We start from the raw sequence: 22,583 nt of genomic DNA on the forward strand, positions 1-22,583 counted from the left end.
ATGGATCAATTTTAAGATTTTCAAAAAAAGACTTAAACACTTTCTTAACTTCTTAATTACTTCCAAATTTTAATGTCGGAATAGTAAATAAATACAATTCCATTCAAGCACCACGACCATGGTCATATGCTTTTAAAATGCATTTGCTGTTATTACTGCAGCAATGGCAAGTGCTGCGGGTGCTAATGGTGGACATGCTTCACACTAATCATAGCTGCAATTTCAGCAATCGAAAGTCCACCCTCAATAAACTCCTCAATGTTACTTGAGCTTAAGTGTAATCGGCAATATCCAAATCAATATCAATATGTTTCAACTCAAATCCCTTCAATGTTAAAATTTTTAAATATTTTAAAATTAAAACAAGCTTTACCCTTTTACCATATTTTTAAAAATTATTTTGGTCGTATTGCATTTAGGGTTAACTAGAACTAGATGAGTGTCTTAACTTAACTATGCATTTGTAATCTAATTATATCATTAAAGATTTTAATAGTGTATAAAAATTGAAATATTTCAAAATGACCACCAACTCTTAATTTTTGTTATCTTTCCTAAATTTACAGAATATTATAAACTATTCACCTTTCTACAAGATTACTAAATTTTCCTTTACTTCATTCATAAGTTCTATTTTTCTGGTTAAATCAAGAACACAATCAGGTTATTATTTGGCTAATTTATCATATTTATCATTATATATTTATACTATATATAGTTATAAATATTGAATGTGTCACTAAAGCATGCCATTATACAAAGGAGATAACAAATTATGAAAAAACTGCTATCATTACTAACAATCTCAACACTTACAACGCCAGTTCCATTAAATGCCACAGCATGTTGTGTTGATAGTAGTAATACCCCATCAATACCTGTATTTAGCAAATTGGGAAAAGAAATTTCTAGTTTTTTTAAATTTTCAAACACAACCGGAATTTTTAAAGATGAGACAGGTCAGGCATGATGATTTGACAGTACAAAAATTCATGTTTCAACTTAGAGTTGAAACTCCTCTTTAGAAAAAAGTTTTTAATTGGATAGGCAACTCCTAACCCTTTTTATTCTTGCTTAATTCTTATTTTTATAATTCAATGGGTAAGAATTCAAATATTTCAGGATGGTCAGCACAGAACTTTAATTCAGCATCATTTTTATGTTCTTCAATTTCAGATTGTAATTTTGCTAATGTTTGTTGAATTTCAACTAATCTTTCTGGTGTTGGTGGTTGTTTATCTCACCCATCAATAATAATTTTACCTTCTTTAATTAAAGAATTATATTGACATCTTAGACAATCAGATTTTTCTGTTTCATGTTGATGTTTTCCAAACATAAGGTCACATTCTTTCTAAAAATAATTATATATTTATTATAACAAAATTTACCTAACGTTTATTCTCATTCATTTTTAATTTTTTTGTTAGTAAATATTTCTACTTCAAAGACAGCATATTCTTTTTTTACTTTCACTACTTTAAATGAAAAGTTACGAAATTTAAAGACAGGACTACTCTTTCGAACTTTCTTTTCTTTAGTTTTCATCATATATCATTCTTGGACAGTTTGATTATTGCTATTAGGTGGTTTTTTCTTTAAATAACGTTTGAACAATACTTCTAATTTTGATGAACCGTCAACACGAAACTTATGGGTTCCAACTTCTTGAATTAAACCAATTTCATCAGTTTCATCATAAATTTCACCAACTAATTCTTCAAGAATATCTTCTAAGGTAATAATTCCGCTAAAATCTTTCTTTTCTTTATTATTACACACAATAGCTAAGTGCATTCTTTCACTTTGCAGTAATTCCAATGCTTCATTTAACTTTGCACGTTTTGAAATAAAAATGGGTGGTAACATTAATTTTAATAAATCAGGATTTTCATTTTCTAACATGTTAATAATAAATTCTTTAATATTCAAAATTCCAATTACATTATCATTATTACGATCTATAACTGGAATGCGACTGTACTTTTCTTCTAGATACAGTTGTTTAATTGTTTTAGGAAGAGTATCATCATAAATATATTTGATTTTACTTTTGGGATGCATAGCTTGAAACACAGATTTTTCATCAAATTTAATTGCTGATTCAATTAAATCGCGTTCTGCTTTTTCAATTACTCCTTCTCGTTCAATAATTGAAATTAATTCAATTAATTCTTGTTCTGAACTAGTTGGTTTTTTACTTTTAATTTGAAATAATTTAAAGATAAAAGTAAAAGGATAAAAAATAATATTCAGTGTATATAAAATATAAGCATAATTTAACGCCACTGCCTCAGGATGTAATTTAGCAACACTTTTGGGAATAATTTCACCAATAATTAAAACGACAGTAGCAGAAACTAAAGTTGAAATTAATGGCCCATAAGTTGGTAAATTTAAACTATCAATAAATAAAATTGTACTTAAAGTACCAATGGCAACATTAATTAATGTATTACCAATTAAAATAGTTGTTAAAGTTGTATTATAATTTTTTACTAATTTAAAAACAGTATTAGCACGATGATTTTTTTTGCTACGTAATTTACCAATTGATTTAATTCTAATAACGTTTAATGAGGTTAAAGAAGTTTCTGCTGATGAATAGAAACTACTTAAAAATAATAGAATTACTAATATGATTGTATAAATGTACCAATTACTTTCCATATAGAAAATTTTTTGCTCCTTTGTATTTTTTTATTGTTATTAAGATTATAACATAGTATACTTAATACGTTATATTTTATTATATATTATTTGTTTATGCTTAAATGCTAAAACATAATATTGAAGGTGTGAAAATTAAATGCGTAAAATACTAGGATTAATGGCTGCTATAGTACTAGGCAGCACAACAACTTTACAAGTTGTCGCTTGTAGTGATGATTCAAAATTTCAAGATTTTAAAAGTTATGTTAATAACAATGAAACTTTTTTTGGTGTACTTGGTATTAAAAGTAATACCGATGAAAAAGCACTTACTGATGGATTAACTACTATGCAGGCAATACCTCTAACAGGTGGTAAAAGTCAGTGAGAAGCATATCTAGAGTCAGACCGTGTAAAACCCGCTTTAGATAAAGATAATACTAAAATTAATATTCTAACGTTTGAAAGAGGACCGTTTGCTGATGAAAGTAAGACATCAGCTGATGATTTTTGAAATGATTCTTCTATTAGTTGACAAAAAAATATCTACCATTGATTAATTGATCACAAAACAGATGCCAACTACACAGAACCTGTTACAGACTCTGCTACAACTGTTGTTCCTACTTACCCTGGCACTGATAAGAAACGTAAATTTACATCATTACCAATTATCTTTATTGTAAGTAAAGGACATTTATTAACTGTTGGTGTTGGTTGAGATTCAAAAAATATTAGTAATCAAAAACAATTTTTTGATAAATTTACAGCTTTAATAAGTGGGAATTTATTAGACAAATTATAAAACATAAATAACTACAAGTTTAGCATTAGTATTAAAAAAGATGGGTAACCCATCTTTTTCTATTTATAATTTATTTTAATGTTTCTAAAAACTTTAACAATTGACTAAGCGCTGAATAACGATGAGAAATCTTATTTTTATCTTCTAACGTCATTTCTCCTAATGTGGTATGTTGTGATGGAATATAAAAGATTTGATCATACCCAAAACCATAATTACCTTTAATTTCTGTTGTAATTTCACCTTCCAATTTACCAATAAAAGTTTTGCTAATACTATGATTTAAATCAACATAAGCAATTGCTGAAATAAACATGGCACTACGGTCACTATGGCCTTTCATTTGTTCTAAAATATCAACCATAGCTTCATGATAAGACATACTGCCTTTTCAACGTGCTGAATGAATACCAGGAAAATTATTTAATGATAAAATTTCCAATCCTGAATCATCGCCAATTACAGGAGTATTAACTAACCGTGCTAAAGTTTTTGCTTTTAAAACAGCATTCTCGGAAAATGAACTCCCTGTTTCATTAATTTCAATTGGTGACCTAAGATCTAAAATTGATTTAATTTCATACCCATATGGTGCTAACATAGCTTTTAATTCCATAATTTTGCCTGGATTGTTTGAAGCAAATCATAATGTTTTAGTAATCATTAATAATCAATTCCTTCCCGTGCAATTTGACCTTGTTCAAAGTAATGTTTAATTGGTTTAACTTCACTAATTAAATCAGCAACTTGTTCTAAAGCAAATGAAGCATATCGTCCTGATATGGCAATTTCAATATTTGGTTTTTTATTTTTTAAAATTTTAATTAAATCTTGCTCTTTAATTAAATTATTTTGAATGCATCCTAAGATTTCGTCAACAACAATTAAATCAATAATATCACTTTGACTTAAAATTGCTAAGCGTTGTAGTCCTTCATTAGTTTCTTGTTTTAAAATAGTTTTTTCTTTCTCATCCATTTCTCAAAAAAATTTTTGTGATGATTCATAAAAACTTTCAATTTTAACTTTAGTATTACTTTTAAAAAAGGCAATTTTGCCCGACGGACGATTCTTTAAAAATCGCAAGTAACTATAACATTGAGTTTATTACCAAGCGCACGCACAACCATTCCATTAAGGATTGTTGTCTTGCCTTTACCTTTGTAAATATGAACATAACCTTTTTCTAACATTATCTCACTACTTTCAATAATTTAATTAAATAAATTGTATAATTTTATTGAGATAGATACAAATAAATTGAAAAGGTGAATCACATGAAATTTAAAACTATAAAGTCACCCCTCCAATGTGAACAATTAATGAATAAAGGACTAACTAATGATTTATTCTTAGTTAATCAACAATATTTTTTAAAACAAAGTAAAAATATTAAGCAACCATTTTTAAATACAGAAAATCAAATTAAAGTTGTCCGATTAATCCAATGACAAAAATTTACATTACCAATTATTGAAATTAATATTCAAAATAATAGATTACTAACATTAATGCCCTACTATCATGATTTAATAACTTTAGTAGAACAGCCAATTTATGACGAAATATTAACTACTTTATCTAATTTAGTAAAACAATTACATAAAATTAACTATGATAACAATTTAAATATTATTACGTGAAATGGTTTAGAACAATTAAAATCTTATTGTGATTTAGTTACTTGTACAGTTGATTTAACTAAAATTAAAACAAGTATTACTACTTGAATTACAACTTACCAACCAGAAAAGTTAGTATTATGCCATAATGATTTAAGTATTAATAATTTTGTAAAAAATAATAATCAATGGTATATTATTGATTGAGATTTTGCTTGTTGGAATGATCCATTATTTGATATTGCTTCTTTTGCTTCTGAAACATTAACTAATGATACTGATGTTAATATTTGATTTGCGTGCTTCAATTTAACTGATGAGCAAATAACAATCGTTAAAAAATGAATGGCTTATCAAGATTTAATTTGATATTACTGGGCTTGTTATTTGTATAAACAAACTAATATATCAATTTATCAAGATATTAGTAATAATAAACTAGAAAATTTAATGATATATAGTAATAATTTAAGTTAATTAATGGTTACTTTTGGTGGTAAAGACTAAAATATTTATTCAGCTTAACTAACCAGATACCTATTTTAGTTACGAAATAAGTCTATTTTTTATCTTTTCAAGATTTTTCTTTAAAGACATTTTCTTTACCATTATAAGTAACAGTTGTTTTTCATTTAGGATAATTATTTGCTTTACTAATAGCGTTGGTATTGTTTAAAGGTACTAAATTGCTAATATTGTTAGCACCACCAGATGATAGTGGTTTTTGATGAATAATAGTTCAGTTAAAACTTTTAATATCATCGTTTAAACGAGCATGATTAAGAAAACTATTCTTATATATTAAGGCACCACCATAATCTTTGCGGTAGAGTGAAGGATTAAAGTTAGGAATAATTTCACCTTTATTTCATACGTCTTCAATTTGTTGAGTAGACCATACCATTTCGCCTGTCGTTAGCTCTGACTGGGGATAGTGCCGATTAGAAGGAGTATTTGAGACTAGTGGAGTTGGAACTGGTGTTTGAGTGGGAGATTGCTGATTAAATACAGGAGTATTTGGGACTAGTGGAATAACTGGAACTGGTGTTTGAGTGGGAGATTGTGGTAAAGAAGAGTTATTAGTAATAACAATATTAATACCTTGTTGACCAACAGGAGTATTTGGTGAAGTTTGACCATTAGTGATTTGATTGGTATCTATAGTTGGTTCAACAAATGATATTGATTCTGAACTTGGTTCTGAAAAAAGTGACATACCTTGACTAACTAATGAATTTTTTTCCTTAGTTTTGCTAACAACGGGAATTTCTAATTCAAACATCTTTTTTTTATTTTTAAAACTCGTAAAAATTAGTAATGTGCAAAACAACACTAAAACGACACAATAAAGCATTTCCAAACCTATAGGAATAGCAAAAAACAAAATATCAACGATACTATTTTTACTAATAACATAGTTGTGAAAATTACAATAGACAAAAATGCCAAATGAAGTAGTAACAGTAATTAATAATACCGAAATTACTAGCATCAAAATTCCTAAAATTAATGTAATTATACTTTTCTTTTTTAAAAATATGAAAGGAAAAGTAGTAACTCCTAATGTGACAATTGCAAAACTTAAAGTAGCAATAGTTAAAGTTTGAAAGGTAAGATTAAAGGTAATACCATTCTTAGTAATTACTGCATTAACAACAGCAATTATCTCATTAATATCGTTTCGAAAAAGCGTTAGTCATAATATTCAACTAATAATAAAGGTAATACTAATTAATGCTGAACTAATAATGATACCACCGCGAATAAAACCTTTAATATTATTTCTAACCACTGTTGTAACAACTTCAGTAGTTGGTTTTATGTCATTAGTATTATTTTGTTGCCTAATAGTTTGTTTTTCCATATTAAAACCCCATAACATCTACAACTTTATATAATAAATTTTATCATAAAAAATGCTATAAGATGGTTATGACTTAAAAAAGGAAATTGTCTTTGATTTTGTAGAGAAGTAGTGATGGGCTAATTTTTTCTATAAGACAACATGTATAGAATGAATTTTAAGCGAATTTTAATGATTAAATAAACTTATTAGTTTTAATTATTAATATAATTAACACTTTATAATGTACTATGACTTTAGTTATAAACTAAAAAGATTATTGAAAATTTAATAGAGAAACGCATATAATAACACTAAAATTGTTTTAAAAAAATAAGCAAGTATCAAAAGAATATTATAAGTTTATATTTTACCACTTTTAGTTAAGCATTTAACTAATAGAATATTAAACAGTTACTAACTGTAGTTAACTCTAATATTGTTTGCAGTACCAACAAAGTGATTACCGTTAGCAATAATTTTAATATCTAATGAAGAATTATGAAAAATATCTCAAGTTTGTAAATCAACTATATATTTACCAGCTTTGTAAATAGCAAAATCAGTAGTTTGAATTGTTTTTAATTCATTTAAATTTCTTAACTGCTTTTGTAATTCAATTTTAAATACAGCTACATTTTTTGTTACAAGTTGACCTAAATTTACAATACTTGGAATTTTATTTGAAATATCAATTTTTGTTGCTAGTGAGATTGGTTTTTCTCTTTTATCACATGCCGCAACACCAGCACTGGTTGTTATGCTTAAAAAAGTTGCTCCTAAAATACTTAGTATTTTTCTCATATTTTAATACCCCCTTATATGCATTATTTTACATAATTTCTGCAATAGTTATTCACATAAGTGTTATAAGGCATGTTTTTACAAAAATGACAGAATGTTTAATTTGAAATTTTTCAACATCGAAGATAACCCTTCTAATAACGTTTTTTAATTAAAAGTTAGCAATCTTCACTTTATCTTTAGATTTTCCTTGTTCACTAGCAGCAATAATCATTGGTGGTGGTGCTTCGGGATATGGTTTATTCATATTACCAGCTAAGTTCCGTGCTCATTTTCCATAATGATAAATAAATCATACTAATATCATTTTCACCACATCAGCAGTACGCATAATTCCATAAATAAAAATAATATCTAAAGGACTATATTTTACTTGTAAAACTAAAACTAAAACTGTAAAAATTCAAGTAAAGCAACTGTCTACTAATAATACTGTAATTCCTAATCCTCCCGCTCTGAATGCATAAATACAAGTATATAGAATAGTATATGCGCTAAACACCATAGCATCAATCCGCATCATTCAACTAGAAATTCGTAAAGCTTCACTCGTAGCGCTAAATAATAATTGTGGTAAAAAGAATGAAGAAAGCACCAGTAAACCAGCAAATCCTAATGACACCATAAATCCTAATCGAATTAAATGTTTTGCGTTATATTTAGCACCAACTATATCATTAGTTCCCAACCGATTAGCAATCAGCACCGAGGAGGCAATACCAAATCCAATATAAAGCGTATAAAACATCGTATTAATTGTTGAGGCAATGGCTGAACCACTTAATGCGTCAAAACTTCATTGTGAAATTAAACGAATAATCATCGTTGAAGCAACAGCAAATGATAAATCATTCAACATTAATGGTCATGCTTTAATTAAAATCTTTTTAAATAAATCACGTCTAATTTTAAACATTTTTAAAATCTTAGGTTGAAATTCATACTTCTTCCACATAACAAAACCACTAATTAATGCCAACTGAACAATCCGTGCCGTTAATGTTGCTACTGCTGAACCTCTAGCTCCAATTCCATCAAAAGCACCTAAACCATTAATTAAAATTAAGTTTAATAAAAAGTTAATAATTACTGATACGAATGTTAACAATAACGGAATGTAACCACGTTTGGTTTCACGAAACACTGAAACAAAAGCGAAGTTAATCCCTAACAATGGATAAGAAAAAACAATTCATTGATTATAACTAACTCCTTGAATAGTAGCTAATTGTGCAGAACGATATTCATAGTAACGTAAAATAATTTGCGTAAATTGCACATCATCTTTGGCAATACCCTTAGCATTTATAAAGTTAGTAATATCATTTGCAGCATATGGATTATTATAGTCAAGAATACTTTTTAAACGTTCAATGTCATTGTTATTCAAACCTTTAGCATTACACAATTCATTAAACTTCTCCAAAGCAGTTAAGGGACTTGTTGTATAAGAAATTAAATAAGTTCCAATCGTATAAGATAAAATAATAACTAATGTCCCAACTAAGAAACCAAAAATAATTTTCATTCGTACTGTTTGTCGTAAGGGCCCATATCGACCAGCACCATAAAACTGAGCGCCAAAGATACCCACTGCATTAATAAAACCACCCATGATGGCAAAGATAATAACAAAAATTTGATTAGAACCTGTGACCCCTGATACGGCAATTTGAGCTGCTGAATAATGTAATTGAAAAAAATGTTCTAACCCATTATTAACTCATCAATCTCTATTCTGCCATAACCCTAATTCAGTAAAAATATTTTTAATATGATCATTCATGGGATTTAAATCAGAAATAAACCTATCACTTAAATTACCAACCATAATATTATCTAATAAGTTCATAGATGCTGATAATATTTGTTGTAAAACAGCAGGGATAATAACCATTAATGCTAATAAGTATCATTTTTTAGTAGCAAAAAAACTGCTAAATTTATGAGATTGTGATTTATTGCTAATTTTAAATCCAATATGTTTCATTTTTTCACCCTCATAAATAAGCTTTATTATTAATAATACATGATTTCATTAAGAAAAATTAGAATATAGATAAAGTAAAAAAACCAACAGTTTCTGATGTTGGTTTTAAATATTAAATAATAATTATTGGTAGTTTATGCAAAGTCTTTGCGGTTAAAAACAAATCATGATAAACCAAACAAGATTAATCCAATAATAAGGTAAACAGTCAAGTCAGCAGTAAAACTAATAATTTTACTATCAGCTTTCTTACTTGTATCTACTTGATATTCACCACTTGCGTTTTTCTTTCAACTAAATAAGTAAGGATCATAATTGCTAATATATTTTTCAGATGCAATAAAGCGCCCACCATCTGATGTTGAGATACCATCTCAAATATATCCCAAATGATAAAAAATGTTTAAGTAACGTAGCGCTTTAGTTTTTAACAATTGGCTATTAGAAATTTCATATTCTTTTTGCGTAATTGTTTTATTAAGACCATCAATCATATGTTTAACTGAGTAATCAACTTATATTTTTACCAACATTAGAAGAACCATCAAAAGGTTTTTTTGGTCCTACACGTTGACCGGTTAATAATTCACTAAAACTTTGTTGATTTCATTGACGGAAAACATTAGCAACAGCAAGAATATGTTTAGTTAAATCAATATCAATACCCCCCCGTTGGTGGTTCTTCACCTTTAACTATTTTAGTAACAAACTCTTGTTCTAACTTATAATTGTATTCAGCAGGATAAACTACACCATGGATATATTGAGTATAAATAGCATTAAGATCTGCTTGAATTGCATTAATAGTAGTAGGATCAGCAATATAACTATCTAATCATGTTAAATCTGAAGAACTAAGTTTACTTTTAGCAGTGTGCTATAGACAGTAGCAGCTTGTGAAGCTTGCATATATTCACGGGTTGGAGCAGATATTTGGTTCATAAGTAAAGATGATGATAATATTTGCAATAATGCTGCAAAACCAATCATAGTAGCAATAATAGCTTTGGCATTCATTACTAATGATAGTAAAATAGCAATTGATGAAATAATTAAATCAAAAATAATTCCCACACCAAATAAAATTCACATGTAAGGAAACATTTTACCATAAATAGCACCTCTGAACCAATACCAGGAATGGCAATAAAAATACTAGAAACAAAAATCGATAAGAACATAAATAAAAGTATCATAGTTTGTAAAGCAAATAATTTTTCTGTTCAAATTCTAGTTCTACTAACTGGTTTTGATACTAAAATTAATAATGTTCCATCATCAATTTCATCACGAAATACTTGTGTTGCCTCTTAACAGCAATAAATATAAAAAGCATTAAACCTAAAAACATTTGAAATACAAACATCTTTCAAAGAGGTAAATAAATACTTAACACTCCTTCAATTGAAGGAGACTCGATAAGGTTACTAAATGATCTCAATGGTAATGAATTAAAAAGTGCTAAAAAAGCAATAGTCATCACAAGAATAATTCAAGTTGATGGCGTTAACAACATTTTCTTAAACGTATAACGAAATATCGGGATCTCTATTTACCTCCTTTCTGACTATTTTGTTTAGCTTCAATAACAATGCGTTCATACATTGTTTGTAAATCAACGGTATATGATTTTAAATAAGTAATAGTAATATGAGCATTAATAGCAAGTTCTAAGACTTTAGCAACTTCAGCTTCGGTTTCAATATTTACTAGCAAGCGCTGTTCATGAACTTCAGTGTGAAATTTATTATCTAACAATATTTTCATTAACTTATCAATTACTACTAGTAGTGCTTATTTCGTACATGCTGTCACTCTTGTTAACAGTCCCACTATAAACAACCTTACTATAGTTTAAAACAGTAACTTCATCAGTTAGATGTTGCAACTCAAATAAAATATGAGAAGAAAAAAAATAGTTTTTCCTTGGTCACGTAATTTTTTTAAATCATTAAATAACTCTGTTCTAGCTGTTGGATCTAAGTTAGCAGCAGGTTCATCTAAAATTAGAACATCAGGATTATTAAGTAATGATTGTGCTAATAATACTTTTTTCTTCATTCCTGAAGAATAAGCATTAGGATTACGCTTTTTAAATTTCCATAAATCTAATCCCTTCAAAATTTCTTCTGTTTTTGTTTTGACCATTTTATAAGTTAAACCACTAATTTGACCCATCGATACTAAATAGTCATAAGTAGTAATTCGTTTGGGAAACCTGGCAGCTTCAGGAATATATCCTATTTGTTTTTTAGCTTCAACTGTTCATGAACGTTTACCATGGACAATCAAGTCACCTTTTGTTTCCACCATGGCACTAACTAAACACTTAATAGTAGTAGTCTTTTACCTGAACCATTGGGACCAATAAAACCGTGAATAGTTCCTTTTTTAACTTTAATAATAGCATTGTCAACAGCTTTAAACTTTTTAAAGATTTTACTAAAATCACGAATTAAAATAGCATATTTAACATCTTCAGGGTTAACTAATATACTGCGGTTATAACGACTAAAAAAGTTTTTAATACGTGAATTTTTAGTATCAGTAGCAACTACTTGATTTTTTTCTTCCATCTTATTCCTCCTCAATGTTACTTAAACTTAAATGTAGTCTGCAATAGTCAAATCAATATCAATATGTTTTAACTCAGATAGAACAAAAATATTTGTAATAAGTTTTTTCACAATAGTTATATTATAACTTAAAATAACGGAATTCTACGTTTTATGAATATTATATAAAAAATAACAATATTTATAAAATTTCATACTTTTTTAACTCTTATAGTACTAAAAAATACGTTAAATCAGTAAAGTGTAAAATTCCATAAAATAGTTATTTTCAACTATAAAATTAAATTTGATTATAAAAAAAATAAACTGGTATGTTTATTTAATAAAGTTGTTTTTAAATTAATGGTGGGGCTAAATGGACTTGAACCATCGACCTCACGCTTATCAAGCGTGCGCTCTGACCAACTGAGCTATAGCCCCGAAAAGAGACAACAGAGATATTATATATTTGTTCAACAACTATTGCAATAACTATTATTAATATTTTTTAAAATTTTAAAAAATATTAATAATTATAAATTAAACATATTCCGAAACTTTAAAATTTATTTTTTGAATACTAACTATTAAAGTTTCGCATTTGGAATTACTATAAAAAGGATTTACATGACTCTTTTTTCTTATTTTTTTAAATTTATACAAGATTTAGAACTTAACCTTGATAAATCAAACCTTTGTAATACAAAAACTAATTATTGAGTTTAATTATCTTTCAATGAGATTACTATTTTCTAAGTTATCTCTCCTTTTCAAGGTTTTATTATTGAGCTTAACAATAGTTTTTTTAATATTATTATAATAAGACACTAACTGCTCCCATCGTTACACCAATGGTTAAAAATAAAAAGACAAATGGATTACTAGTAATATCATTAAATAATTTATAGAAAGCGAAAACTAAATTAATTAAAATAATTAATGGAATGACAATTAAACATAAGTATTTAAATCATTTATGTCATTTTATAGCAGAATATTTGTTATTAAATTCAGCAAGTTCATCATAACATTTTCAAATTAGAATGGCACCAACTAATTCAAAGATACCGATTATCATTTGTCAAATCCCAGCAACTCACGTGGCTAAACCATCAATTAACGAACCACTGTTGTTAAAACAGAAAATAATTCCCATTGCAAATCCACTAATTATTGTTAATAGTAATGCTTGATAACGCTTAATTTGATATTTGCTAATTAATGGATTAACTACAGTTTCGGCCATGGCAATTAACGAAGATATACCAGCAAAGAACACTGACAAGAAAAAGAAAACTGCTAGCATATGACTCAAGAATGATAAGCCTGTTTGCTGGGTAATGATAGCAAAAATTTGAGGAAATACTTGAAAAATTAAAGTAAAACATAAATCATCATTAAGGCAATCATCACAAACAGTCCAGGAATAAAAATCTTATTAGCTAAATCAATTCCTTTTACTACTCCGCCTAATAAGATGATTCCTGTTAGTACTCACACGACAATTAAACTGATTAAAACCCAAGGACTAATATTTCCTAGTTGACTGAAATTTTGCGGAGTGCTATTAGTTTGTCCAATTAGTTTGTCTAAGAAAAAACCGTTTTGATTTAAACCTGGTAGAAAAGCCATGACCAATGCCAATAGTGATCAAGCAACTAAAACACTATAAAAAACACTCATTAATCACACGACAGCTGTTTGTAAAAAACCAAAGAATGTGCCTGGAACTTTAGCTAAGTCAGTAAAAATATCAACATGATTTTTTCGATATTTATTACCTAAATTAATTTCAATTAATAAAATTGGTAACGCACAAACTATTAAGGCAATGAAAAATGGGATTAAAAACATCCCGCCGTGTTTATTCATTTGTGTAGGAAATCCTCAAATTCCACCTAAACCAACGGCAACACCTAACACTGACATAATAAAACCTCAGGCTGTAATGCTGGTCTTTTTTTGTTTTTTCATAAATTTAGCACCCAAATTTCATAAAATAGTAATAATAATATTAACACATTAAATTTGAATTTTATGGAAAATATTTACAATTTCAACTAAGGGATAGTTTATGTCGTTATCTTACGATAACGACATACAAAAATTAGTTCCGGAATATGTCTATCGAGTTGGATGATAATCAATTATTAGTTTAATTAAAATTGCTAAAAACCGTAACGACCATGAAGCACGTGCTAATCATATTCAAGAATTACAATGGATGTTTTTGGTGCTTTTATTTCTGCCCCAATTGTTATTTCCATTGTTTTAATCCCTTTGATATTTATAGGTGTTCATCATCATAGTAATTTTATTTATAAACAAAATAAAGAATTTTTATTTTTTATAAAAAACATGTTCATGCTATATGTGAGAAATGCTATAATGAATTAAAATATTAAGTTTTAAATTAGAGGTAAATTTTGCAAGATAACATTAAGAATCATTTTGAAATGGAAAAACCATTTTACAGAAATACTTTTGTTCAAAATAAAAGAAATTTTTATTTTTTTCTATGACCCACACTTATTTTTTTTATTACAGGGGGTAATACTTTTTCTTTTAAGAAAGTACATTAATTTTTCAAGTTTGACTTTTGAAGTTATAACATTTTTCTTAATTATTCTTATTATTTTATGACTTATAATTTCTCTTATTACCTTTTTGTGAACTATGCGAAAAAATAATAAGATTACTAATACAACTAGTAAAGTATTTGAACAATCTAAATTTACTATACCAATTCACTGATTTAATGACACTTCAATCTTAAATAAGTATATTACAAAAGAATCTTATCTTAGAAATGGAAATATTAGTAAAATTAATAATCATTTTAAAAATAAAGATTCTAAAAGTTTAATTTTTTTAAGCATTTTTCTTTTAATTCCTGCAGTGACTATTGTATTTACTGTGTTAACTAAATCTACTACAAATGACTCCAACTTTTGATTTTCTTTTGCTCTTTTCACAGGTTTAAATACTATCTTAACAATGATATTAAGTAATACTCTTGGTAGAGTACTACCCAAATTTAAATGAGAAAGAAATACTAAAGAAAAAGAAGAATATACATTTTTATTTACAAACCTTTTAAAGTTTAAGGTTTTTTTAAATACTATTAAATTAAATAAGATTAAAATATCTCAGTTAATAAAATATGATTTTATTCCTCCTTATTTTTATTTAATTAAGGAAGAAGAAATAATGCAAAATGAACTGATTTTATGAAAAACATATTTAGATACAGTGCTTAGAGAAAATAAACTAGTGGGTATTAAATATTAAATATATAGCATGAATATTGAATAATAATATTTTAAAAATTAAGAATAAAAAATGAATTATATTAAAAGAAAAGATTGAAGATTTAATTTCTCATTTTTATACTAACCCCACTGATTGATTAGAATTTATAGATAAATATGACTCATTTATTTCATATATCAAGGAAAACAAAATCATAAAGGATTTTAATTTTGCTTGTATTTTAAATGCATTTAACTATATTGAGATTAATTTATTTCAAGAAATGAATATACAGACCAAAAAAGTTATTGTTGAAAGAGATTTACAATTTAATCTCTTTCAACTAAATTATCTAGAATATTTTTATTCTATAATAGCTATTGAATAAGTAGTTAAGAACTTTATTCTAACCTGTCTAAGAGTATGTTTAGAATCTTTTTGCAAAATGTGCTAAAATAGGTATAAATTAAAAAAGAGATGTATTTATGCAAAAAAATTATCCTAGTAACATAACTAATAAGGAATTCAAGCAATGACATTTGGAACAAAGATTATTAATGAACCAACAAACACTAAAATTACATAAAGAAAATCTAATTCATATTTATAAAACCATTTATGACAACTTACAAATTCAAAAAGAGTTAATCCAAAAGTATTTATTACTTGATATTACCAGTGAATAACGTGCTTTAATTCAAGCATGAATTAATGCTTTGGATAATGTGCAGAAATATCACTTATCAATAAATCTAAGTAAAAACAATGATGAAAAGGTTAAATATCAAAAACAGATTTCAGCGTGAAAGGCAAAATCAGAGAGTTTACAATTAACTTTAACACCGATTATGTTAGTGTTAAAACAGCAGCAGTTATCAAATAGATAAATAGAATCCTGAATTGTAAAGACGAATGGGACACTTTTTTCATTTTAGGGCACAGAAATCTTAAATAAAAATATATTTTACACCAATTATAGTATATAATTAATTAAGAAATGAAGATTTGATTTAAAATCGTGGTTAATTAATTTTAGTTAACAGCGATTTTTTATTGTTTTTTATTTTAAAATTAAAGGAGTAAAAAATGGCAAAACGAGTAATAAACTATTATGAACAACAACTTAATGAATTAAAAAAGGTTGATTTTGGAGCAGCCTCTTTTATCTCTAAATTTAATGAATATGTTAGATTGTTTGAAACAATGCTAATAAAACGTGATCGACAAGATTTTGATAAAATAAAATCAGAAACAAGCGATGAAATATGTAAACAAATAGTTAATTTTAATAATTTTATTAAAGATTATGAAGAAAATAAAAATAAGTTAGTAACACTTACAGAAGATTATTATTCTTATATTGTTGAATTTTTTAATATGCAAATAGTTAAACTAAAGACTTTGTTACCAGAAGAAATAAAAGAAAATGAACCTTGAAATCCACAAATCGCCAAAGAAACTAACGATTTGGATGGAAAGCAAATAAATAATGTTGGTTTACAAATTAGAAATCTAGCTGATAATTTGTAAATGAGTTAAGAAACTGAAATTAAAAAAATTATTTGTATAACTATTGATTTTTCATTCAATTGCATTATAAATTATATAAGTCTACATCCCCTCACATTTAATGCGATTGCTTAAATGTAGTGTTGATGTCTGAGATAGTTGTAAAACTATCTCTTTTTCTTTTTTAAATACACAATACATATAATAAATTCAATATTTAACTTGCTCATTATAAAATAAATTAATGAGCAGGTTTTATATCAAAGAAGATGGAAAAAATGAAAATGTAACAAGAATTATTAATCAATGATATTTGGATTATAAATTATTCTAACCTGTCTAATTTATACTATTGACAAAAACACCTACTTATCTTATAATTTAACAAGCATTCACAAAAGCAGCAAATAAGTATTATTAAGTTGCAAATAGTTTACCCAAAGATTATTCTTTTTATTAGTATTCTACTAATCTCAATAGTAACCAGTGCTGTTCTGGCGAACTGTAAACTATCTTAATAAGAAGTTATTAAAGTCTCTCTTTGTGTTTGTATACAATCTCAGGGAGGACTTATTATGTCAAGATATACAGGTCCAGTGTTCAGAAAATCAAGAAGGTTAAACTTCTCAATTCTTGAAACTGGCAAAGAATTTGCTAAAGGCAAGAAGCGTACTTTCGCTCCTGGTCAACACGGGCAAAAAAGAATCAAACTTTCTAACTTTGGTTTACAATTACAAGAAAAACAAAAAATTCGTTTCACTTATGGTTTAAACGCACGTCAAATGAAAAACTTATTTGATGAATCAAAAAATACGCATGGTGTTACTGGAACTAATTTGTTAATCTTTTTAGAATCAAGATTAGATAACATCATTTACCGTTTAGGACTATCTTTAACAAGAAATGGTGCTCGTCAATTAGTAAACCATGGTCATGTTTTAGTTAATGGTAAAAAAGTTAATATCGCCTCATACCGTGTTAAACTTGGTGATAAAGTTACACTAACAGAAAAAGCACAAAAGAATACAAAAATTCTTGAAGCTATCGCTACAAATGCATCAACATTACCTTTTGTTGAATTTAACAAAAAATCATTTGTCGGAATATATGTGCGTCACCCACTACGTGAAGAACTAAATACTGATATTAATGAAGCATTAGTTGTTGAATCATACGGTCGCAGTTAATTCCATAAATATTATTTTAAAATCTGTTATGAATTTCATAACAGATTTTTTATTTTATGGCATTAATTTTAAATTTAAAGTGAATAAGACTGTAGACTAACTCCTAAAAGTCCAGTAACCAAACCAACTACTAGTACTCTTCTCTCATAATTAAATTATTCTATTGATGTACAACTACAAAATAATGACGTTTTCCTTTTTTAATAACAGTTAACCGCTTATTAATAGCATTATTTTTGCTTACCATAAAATTAGCATCACTAACTTTTTGACCATTAATCATAATTGAACTTTGACCGATTAATTCTCTTGCTATTCGTTTAGAAGCACAGATTTGATTATTAACTAGAACATCAATGATAGTTTCATCTTGTGCTAAGTTAAAATGTGGAACATCTTTTAATACTTGTAAAATATCAGCAACTTTCATTTGATGAATGCGATCATGAAATAAAGCATTAGTAATATTAATAGCGCTAAAGTAACCTGTCAATTTATGAATAAATACTGTTAATAAAGTTGCTAAAATCTTTTGACCATAATGTTGTTTGATGTCACTTTTATGAATTTCTAAAATGGTCGCTATTTGTTGTTGATTAAAGAATGTTAATGAATTAAAGAAACTTGCTAAATCTTTATCTTCTTGATTAAATAAAAATTGATATAACTCGTAAGCAGAAGTTTTGTTTTTATCTAAGAAAATGGCACCTTTTTCACTTTTTCCAAATTTTTCACCATTAGATTTAGTTAGTAAGTTAATAGTAATTCCAGCAGCATTATGGTTATCACCTTTTTGTTTTCTAATTAATTCTAACCCAGAAGTAATATTACCTCATTGGTCACTACCACCTGATTGGATATAACATTCTTCTTGCGTATATAAATTATAAAAATCATAACCTTGTAAAACCATATATGAAAATTCAGTATAAGAAATTCCAGTTTCTAAACGGTTAGCAACCATTTCTTTATTTAACATTTGGTTAATACTAAAATGCTTACCAATATCACGTAAGTAAGTAGTAATAGTTAATGATGCAAGTCATGTTTGATTATTAACAATTTTCAATGGTTTAATGTTTTTGTTAACTTCTCCCATTGGTAATCTTGAAAAGGCGATTCAAGTTTGAACAAAACTATTACAATAATTTAATAATTCTTTAAACGAAGTGTTAGGTAAATTATTTTTGATTAATAATCATTTTGGATCTAAATTACAAACTTCATACAATTTTTTCATTAATGGCAATGGCAAATTTAATTCTTCTCATGGCAATGGCAAATTTTTTAAGATACCAACTAATGTGCCATGATATTGGTTGTTTGGGTTAATGCTTTTGATAACCATTTCTAATATTTCATATTCTTTATCATCTAACAGTTGATAATTTTTAATTAGTTCTAAACTTGATAAATTTTCAATATTTTCATAGTTTAATAATGATGTCAATTGATTTTTAATTTGCTTAACATTATATTGTAAAACTTTTTCACTCAATAAATTACGTTCTTTACTTTTACCACTAGGATCACCAATCATAGCAGTTGTACCACCAATAACGGCAATTGGTTGAAAACCAAAAGTAGCAAAACGGTAAAGTAAAATAATTTGTAATAAATTTCCTAGGTGTAGTGAATCACTAGTTGGATCAAATCCACAATAGATTCCTTTACCTAATTTGCCTGCATTAATTAATTTATCTATACTACTAATATCTTTTAAGATATTACGTCATTTTAATTCTTCAATAATATTATTTGTTGTTGTTTTATCCATGGTAACTCCTATTTTTCATCTAAAATGTCATCAACTAATAAATCAGTGGTAATTATTATTGTATCATTACTAGCACTATAATTGGTGGTTTGATTAGTTTTACTGGTAATTTTTTTGTAGTTTTGTTTTACTACTAACAATGATTTGATGACTAAGACCAAACATTGGTGAGATAATATCACTAAATTCATATGTTTCTATCTTCAGAATTGGTATTAGTATTATTGGTTACTTTTTGTATTGTCATAATAGTTGCTTTGGATTTAATTAATAATTAAATATCTGAGTTGTAAAATTATTGATTAAGGAAGAAAAAATAAATAAAATATTACTTAAGAAAAGTAAAATGTCATGATTATCATGACACTATTATTTAATACCGTTAACTATTTAGTTAAGAAGGTCAAATGGCATCTGCAGAACTAGTAATAGAAAATAGACTACCATTATTACCAAAACTAAAAGCAAAAGTATTACCATTAATATTTAATCTTCACACATATGCTCAATTAGTTACTCATATTTGATTATTTGAGATTTTAATGTGGCTAATGTCGTTAATTTTTTGTGTTAATAAATTAGAAAAATTAGAATTAACTCAAGTGATATTTCCACTAACACCTTGCTTTGTTAAAAACGTAGTTGTTTTATTTGTTATGTATTCATATATTTCTTGTAAACTAACATCTTTATTAATAAAATTATCAAAGTCAGTTGGTAAAATATTAAAGTTAAAATAATTGTATGGTTTATTGTTATCATTTGAAATATTATTAGGATAGTTAAATAAAGGATTATCATCAACAAACAATTTATTAACAATGTCTAAACTGTCTTGAGTATCAATAACTCTTGTTTTATTACTACTCACATAATAAGGAATAGTAATGGTTTTTAATTCTAAACCATCAATTGATCAATTAGTAGTTTCATAGTTACCAATGACAAATACATTATCTGGTTGAGAAATTGTTACTTTTTCATCAACAATTCATTTATCTAATACCGTTTTGAAATCATTAAGACGATTGTCAACTGGAGTTTTTCATGCATTATTAAAATTAGTTATTGAACCTAAATGATCTTGCATATTTTCTATTGTTAAAGGATTATAATCTATCTTATCATAAAAATCAGCAAATGTTCCTCATCTATTCATGTAGTAATAATCTTTCAAATTAGTTAATTCGGTGGTAGCAATGCTAACTCTAGGAACTAATGTTCCAAGAGTAGTTTTAATTTTACTTAAAATATCTGTTTTTTTATTAATAAAACTATCATTAAATGGATCATTAGTTGTATATTGAACTTTAATTATGTTTTGAGTCTCTAATTCTTCCTTAACATTATTACTAATAGCATTAACTACTTTAGTTAAATCAGAACCATCATTGGCAAAGTACATGTCATATGATTGTGTAATAGTAGTAGTACTTTTATTGGCATTTTCATCTAAAACATGTGAAATCTAACTTTAAATTAGCAGTAATATGATATCAATCAGTAACTTCATATGGTTCTTTTTCTGCATTAAAACCTGTAAAACCAAAATCATTATTCTTTCAATCAAATCGTTTGTTAGTCAGTAGATTATCTAATTCTTTGGTATTTATTTTTAAGATATCGTTAGGATTGATACCGTTAAATAATGGTTTTAATTCTGGATAGTTAGACAATAAGTTATTACTAATCTTAAGAACTTGTGCTGTTAAAACTTCTAAGAAACCAGTAAACGTTTCTTTACTAGTTTTTTCAGTAATTCGTGTATCTGTATCTGTATCTTTCTTAGTACCTCGTAAATATGTCATAATGGCGTCACCACCTGTAACATCACCAACTTTTCGGAGATTTAATCCCTCATTAACCAAATTAGCAAATTCTGTTTGGATTTTTGCTTTGGCTGTTTGTGCTAGTGTTAGGTAATCAGTTTCATCAACTACGGGTGGTGTTTTAGTCCCGCCACAGGCAATCACATTTAATGGAACTGGTGTGGTAAGGGTTAATACCGTTAGTAAAGATAGTAGTTTTCTCATAAATTATACCCTTCTTTCTCTATTATATTGAAAGTACCACTTATTTAGTGAAAAATTCTAACATTTATTATATATATAGTGTGAAATATGCTTATCTATCCCCTAAATAAACATACCTAAAGGTATTTATACCCCTTTGAATATCATTTAAACATAAAAAATGAACACCTTTATTATAATAAAGGTGTTCATTTTTTAATAAATTTCTACTATTCAACTATAATAGCATCGCCTAAACTAATTAAGTCAGATGAATCAACATTATCAAATCCTTGTGCAAAGAATTCACTAATCGTTGAATCTAATCCTTGAATGATTTTTAGAATAGCTACTAATGAAACATTTCTTGTTCCTCTTTCGGCATCTGAAATGTAGTTACGATGTAATCCACTTGCTTCTCCAAGTTTTTCTTGTGAAAATTTCTTACCTTTTTGATTACGCAAAACTTTCATTCTTTTCCCAAAAGCGTTTAAAACATCCTGACGGTTTTTGTGTAACATTGTATTGATTTTCCCCATTTTTTTTCCTCCAAAATAAATTTCTGGTCATAATAA

30 protein-coding genes and 1 tRNA gene are annotated in these 22,583 nt (G+C 26.8%); 9 read left to right on the forward strand and 22 right to left on the reverse strand.

The features are described 5' to 3' along the window. Window positions 1-775: 775 nt before the first annotated feature. Window positions 776-1,006 carry a hypothetical protein gene (locus AAHM98_RS06775; protein WP_342276095.1) on the forward strand — a complete coding sequence of 77 codons (231 nt, stop codon included), beginning with the start codon at window positions 776-778 and terminating at the stop codon, window positions 1,004-1,006. An 81-nt stretch (window positions 1,007-1,087) separates the two neighbouring features. On the opposite strand, the gene AAHM98_RS06780 is transcribed toward AAHM98_RS06775, so the two are convergent. Together AAHM98_RS06780 and AAHM98_RS06785 are read right to left on the reverse strand one after the other, a co-directional pair. Then, window positions 1,088-1,339: a hypothetical protein gene (locus AAHM98_RS06780; protein WP_342276096.1), complete on the reverse strand. Its 252-nt coding sequence runs from the start codon at window positions 1,337-1,339 to the stop codon at window positions 1,088-1,090. Window positions 1,340-1,398: 59 nt separating this feature from the next. After that, window positions 1,399-2,670 carry a hemolysin family protein gene (locus AAHM98_RS06785; RefSeq protein ID WP_342276097.1) on the reverse strand — a complete coding sequence of 424 codons (1,272 nt, stop codon included), beginning with the start codon at window positions 2,668-2,670 and terminating at the stop codon, window positions 1,399-1,401. 139 nt (window positions 2,671-2,809) lie between these two features. Here AAHM98_RS06785 and AAHM98_RS06790 point away from each other — a divergent pair, with 139 nt between their 5' ends. Next, complete coding sequence (locus AAHM98_RS06790) at window positions 2,810-3,457, forward strand: hypothetical protein (protein ID WP_342276098.1); 648 nt, start codon at window positions 2,810-2,812, stop codon at window positions 3,455-3,457. 70 nt (window positions 3,458-3,527) lie between these two features. Here AAHM98_RS06790 and rdgB read toward each other — a convergent pair whose 3' ends face one another. Genes rdgB through AAHM98_RS06805 form a run of 3 tightly spaced genes read right to left on the reverse strand, consistent with a single transcriptional unit; the run spans window position 3,528 to window position 4,650 of the window. After that, on the reverse strand, window positions 3,528-4,121 hold the full coding sequence (gene rdgB, locus AAHM98_RS06795; protein ID WP_342276099.1) for an RdgB/HAM1 family non-canonical purine NTP pyrophosphatase: 594 nt from the start codon (window positions 4,119-4,121) through the stop codon (window positions 3,528-3,530). Beyond that, a complete protein-coding gene (locus AAHM98_RS06800) occupies window positions 4,121-4,543 on the reverse strand; it encodes a cob(I)yrinic acid a,c-diamide adenosyltransferase (protein WP_342276100.1) in 423 nt (140 codons plus the stop codon). The genes rdgB and AAHM98_RS06800 overlap by 1 nt, the downstream gene beginning before the upstream one ends. Next, the gene (locus tag AAHM98_RS06805) at window positions 4,531-4,650 is read right to left on the reverse strand and encodes a cob(I)yrinic acid a,c-diamide adenosyltransferase (protein ID WP_342276101.1); all 120 of its coding nucleotides are present in this window, start codon (window positions 4,648-4,650) and stop codon (window positions 4,531-4,533) included. Before AAHM98_RS06805 ends, AAHM98_RS06800 begins: the two co-directional genes overlap by 13 nt. Window positions 4,651-4,734: 84 nt before the next feature. Here AAHM98_RS06805 and AAHM98_RS06810 point away from each other — a divergent pair, with 84 nt between their 5' ends. Further along, window positions 4,735-5,556: a phosphotransferase gene (locus AAHM98_RS06810; protein ID WP_342276102.1), complete on the forward strand. Its 822-nt coding sequence runs from the start codon at window positions 4,735-4,737 to the stop codon at window positions 5,554-5,556. An 82-nt stretch (window positions 5,557-5,638) separates the two neighbouring features. On the opposite strand, the gene AAHM98_RS06815 is transcribed toward AAHM98_RS06810, so the two are convergent. The 6 genes from AAHM98_RS06815 to AAHM98_RS06840 all read right to left on the reverse strand — a co-directional run bounded on the left by AAHM98_RS06815 (window position 5,639) and on the right by AAHM98_RS06840 (window position 10,808). Continuing rightward, window positions 5,639-6,943 carry a hypothetical protein gene (locus tag AAHM98_RS06815; RefSeq protein WP_342276103.1) on the reverse strand — a complete coding sequence of 435 codons (1,305 nt, stop codon included), beginning with the start codon at window positions 6,941-6,943 and terminating at the stop codon, window positions 5,639-5,641. 396 nt (window positions 6,944-7,339) lie between these two features. Beyond that, window positions 7,340-7,726, reverse strand: a complete 387-nt coding sequence (locus AAHM98_RS06820) for a lipoprotein (protein WP_342276104.1) — start codon at window positions 7,724-7,726, stop codon at window positions 7,340-7,342. Window positions 7,727-7,877: 151 nt separating this feature from the next. Then, complete coding sequence (locus tag AAHM98_RS06825) at window positions 7,878-9,716, reverse strand: MATE family efflux transporter (RefSeq protein WP_342276105.1); 1,839 nt, start codon at window positions 9,714-9,716, stop codon at window positions 7,878-7,880. Between the two features lie 134 nt (window positions 9,717-9,850). Continuing rightward, window positions 9,851-10,210 carry a hypothetical protein gene (locus AAHM98_RS06830; RefSeq protein WP_342276106.1) on the reverse strand — a complete coding sequence of 120 codons (360 nt, stop codon included), beginning with the start codon at window positions 10,208-10,210 and terminating at the stop codon, window positions 9,851-9,853. Window positions 10,211-10,214: 4 nt separating this feature from the next. Next, window positions 10,215-10,403 (reverse strand): hypothetical protein, encoded by a 189-nt coding sequence (locus AAHM98_RS06835; protein WP_342276107.1) that lies wholly within the window; start codon window positions 10,401-10,403, stop codon window positions 10,215-10,217. A gap of 153 nt (window positions 10,404-10,556) precedes the next feature. Then, window positions 10,557-10,808, reverse strand: a complete 252-nt coding sequence (locus AAHM98_RS06840; protein WP_342276108.1) for a hypothetical protein — start codon at window positions 10,806-10,808, stop codon at window positions 10,557-10,559. 48 nt (window positions 10,809-10,856) lie between these two features. Here AAHM98_RS06840 and AAHM98_RS06845 point away from each other — a divergent pair, with 48 nt between their 5' ends. Further along, the gene (locus AAHM98_RS06845) at window positions 10,857-11,030 is read left to right on the forward strand and encodes a hypothetical protein (protein ID WP_342276109.1); all 174 of its coding nucleotides are present in this window, start codon (window positions 10,857-10,859) and stop codon (window positions 11,028-11,030) included. Window positions 11,031-11,264: 234 nt separating this feature from the next. Here the strand turns inward: AAHM98_RS06845 and AAHM98_RS06850 are convergent, their stop codons facing one another. The 6 genes from AAHM98_RS06850 to AAHM98_RS06875 all read right to left on the reverse strand — a co-directional run bounded on the left by AAHM98_RS06850 (window position 11,265) and on the right by AAHM98_RS06875 (window position 14,245). Beyond that, window positions 11,265-11,483 (reverse strand): hypothetical protein, encoded by a 219-nt coding sequence (locus AAHM98_RS06850; RefSeq protein WP_342276110.1) that lies wholly within the window; start codon window positions 11,481-11,483, stop codon window positions 11,265-11,267. A 108-nt stretch (window positions 11,484-11,591) separates the two neighbouring features. Further along, the gene (locus AAHM98_RS06855; RefSeq protein WP_342276111.1) at window positions 11,592-12,029 is read right to left on the reverse strand and encodes an ATP-binding cassette domain-containing protein; all 438 of its coding nucleotides are present in this window, start codon (window positions 12,027-12,029) and stop codon (window positions 11,592-11,594) included. 8 nt (window positions 12,030-12,037) lie between these two features. Beyond that, window positions 12,038-12,292 (reverse strand): hypothetical protein, encoded by a 255-nt coding sequence (locus AAHM98_RS06860; RefSeq protein ID WP_342276112.1) that lies wholly within the window; start codon window positions 12,290-12,292, stop codon window positions 12,038-12,040. Window positions 12,293-12,635: 343 nt separating this feature from the next. Beyond that, a tRNA-Ile gene (locus AAHM98_RS06865) sits at window positions 12,636-12,712 on the reverse strand. A 373-nt stretch (window positions 12,713-13,085) separates the two neighbouring features. Next, window positions 13,086-13,586 carry a hypothetical protein gene (locus tag AAHM98_RS06870; protein ID WP_342276113.1) on the reverse strand — a complete coding sequence of 167 codons (501 nt, stop codon included), beginning with the start codon at window positions 13,584-13,586 and terminating at the stop codon, window positions 13,086-13,088. Between the two features lie 59 nt (window positions 13,587-13,645). After that, window positions 13,646-14,245, reverse strand: coding sequence for a hypothetical protein (locus tag AAHM98_RS06875; protein WP_342276114.1), 600 nt, complete (start codon window positions 14,243-14,245; stop codon window positions 13,646-13,648). Window positions 14,246-14,947: 702 nt separating this feature from the next. Between AAHM98_RS06875 and AAHM98_RS06880 the strand changes: the two genes are divergently transcribed. From AAHM98_RS06880 to rpsD, 5 genes are all read left to right on the forward strand, one after another. Further along, window positions 14,948-15,562, forward strand: a complete 615-nt coding sequence (locus AAHM98_RS06880; RefSeq protein WP_342276115.1) for a hypothetical protein — start codon at window positions 14,948-14,950, stop codon at window positions 15,560-15,562. Window positions 15,563-15,578: 16 nt separating this feature from the next. Beyond that, on the forward strand, window positions 15,579-15,911 hold the full coding sequence (locus AAHM98_RS06885) for a hypothetical protein (protein ID WP_342276116.1): 333 nt from the start codon (window positions 15,579-15,581) through the stop codon (window positions 15,909-15,911). A 97-nt stretch (window positions 15,912-16,008) separates the two neighbouring features. Continuing rightward, window positions 16,009-16,209, forward strand: coding sequence for a hypothetical protein (locus AAHM98_RS06890; RefSeq protein ID WP_342276117.1), 201 nt, complete (start codon window positions 16,009-16,011; stop codon window positions 16,207-16,209). 400 nt (window positions 16,210-16,609) lie between these two features. Continuing rightward, on the forward strand, window positions 16,610-17,053 hold the full coding sequence (locus AAHM98_RS06895; RefSeq protein ID WP_342276118.1) for a hypothetical protein: 444 nt from the start codon (window positions 16,610-16,612) through the stop codon (window positions 17,051-17,053). Window positions 17,054-17,607: 554 nt separating this feature from the next. Next, window positions 17,608-18,219 (forward strand): 30S ribosomal protein S4, encoded by a 612-nt coding sequence (gene rpsD, locus AAHM98_RS06900; protein ID WP_342276119.1) that lies wholly within the window; start codon window positions 17,608-17,610, stop codon window positions 18,217-18,219. A 160-nt stretch (window positions 18,220-18,379) separates the two neighbouring features. On the opposite strand, the gene tyrS is transcribed toward rpsD, so the two are convergent. The 5 genes from tyrS to AAHM98_RS06925 form a co-directional block, all read right to left on the reverse strand. Next, on the reverse strand, window positions 18,380-19,996 hold the full coding sequence (gene tyrS / locus AAHM98_RS06905) for a tyrosine--tRNA ligase (protein ID WP_342276120.1): 1,617 nt from the start codon (window positions 19,994-19,996) through the stop codon (window positions 18,380-18,382). An 8-nt stretch (window positions 19,997-20,004) separates the two neighbouring features. Continuing rightward, window positions 20,005-20,187 (reverse strand): hypothetical protein, encoded by a 183-nt coding sequence (locus AAHM98_RS06910; protein ID WP_342276121.1) that lies wholly within the window; start codon window positions 20,185-20,187, stop codon window positions 20,005-20,007. A 203-nt stretch (window positions 20,188-20,390) separates the two neighbouring features. Further along, on the reverse strand, window positions 20,391-21,401 hold the full coding sequence (locus tag AAHM98_RS06915; protein WP_342276122.1) for a hypothetical protein: 1,011 nt from the start codon (window positions 21,399-21,401) through the stop codon (window positions 20,391-20,393). A 31-nt stretch (window positions 21,402-21,432) separates the two neighbouring features. Next, the gene (locus tag AAHM98_RS06920) at window positions 21,433-22,029 is read right to left on the reverse strand and encodes a lipoprotein (RefSeq protein ID WP_342276123.1); all 597 of its coding nucleotides are present in this window, start codon (window positions 22,027-22,029) and stop codon (window positions 21,433-21,435) included. 209 nt (window positions 22,030-22,238) lie between these two features. Then, a complete protein-coding gene (locus AAHM98_RS06925; protein WP_342276124.1) occupies window positions 22,239-22,547 on the reverse strand; it encodes a helix-turn-helix transcriptional regulator in 309 nt (102 codons plus the stop codon). Between the last annotated feature and the right edge of the window lie 36 nt (window positions 22,548-22,583).

This window comes from Spiroplasma endosymbiont of Nebria brevicollis (assembly GCF_964030895.1).
Lineage (GTDB): Bacteria > Bacillota_I > Bacilli_A > Mycoplasmatales > VBWQ01 > Spiroplasma_E.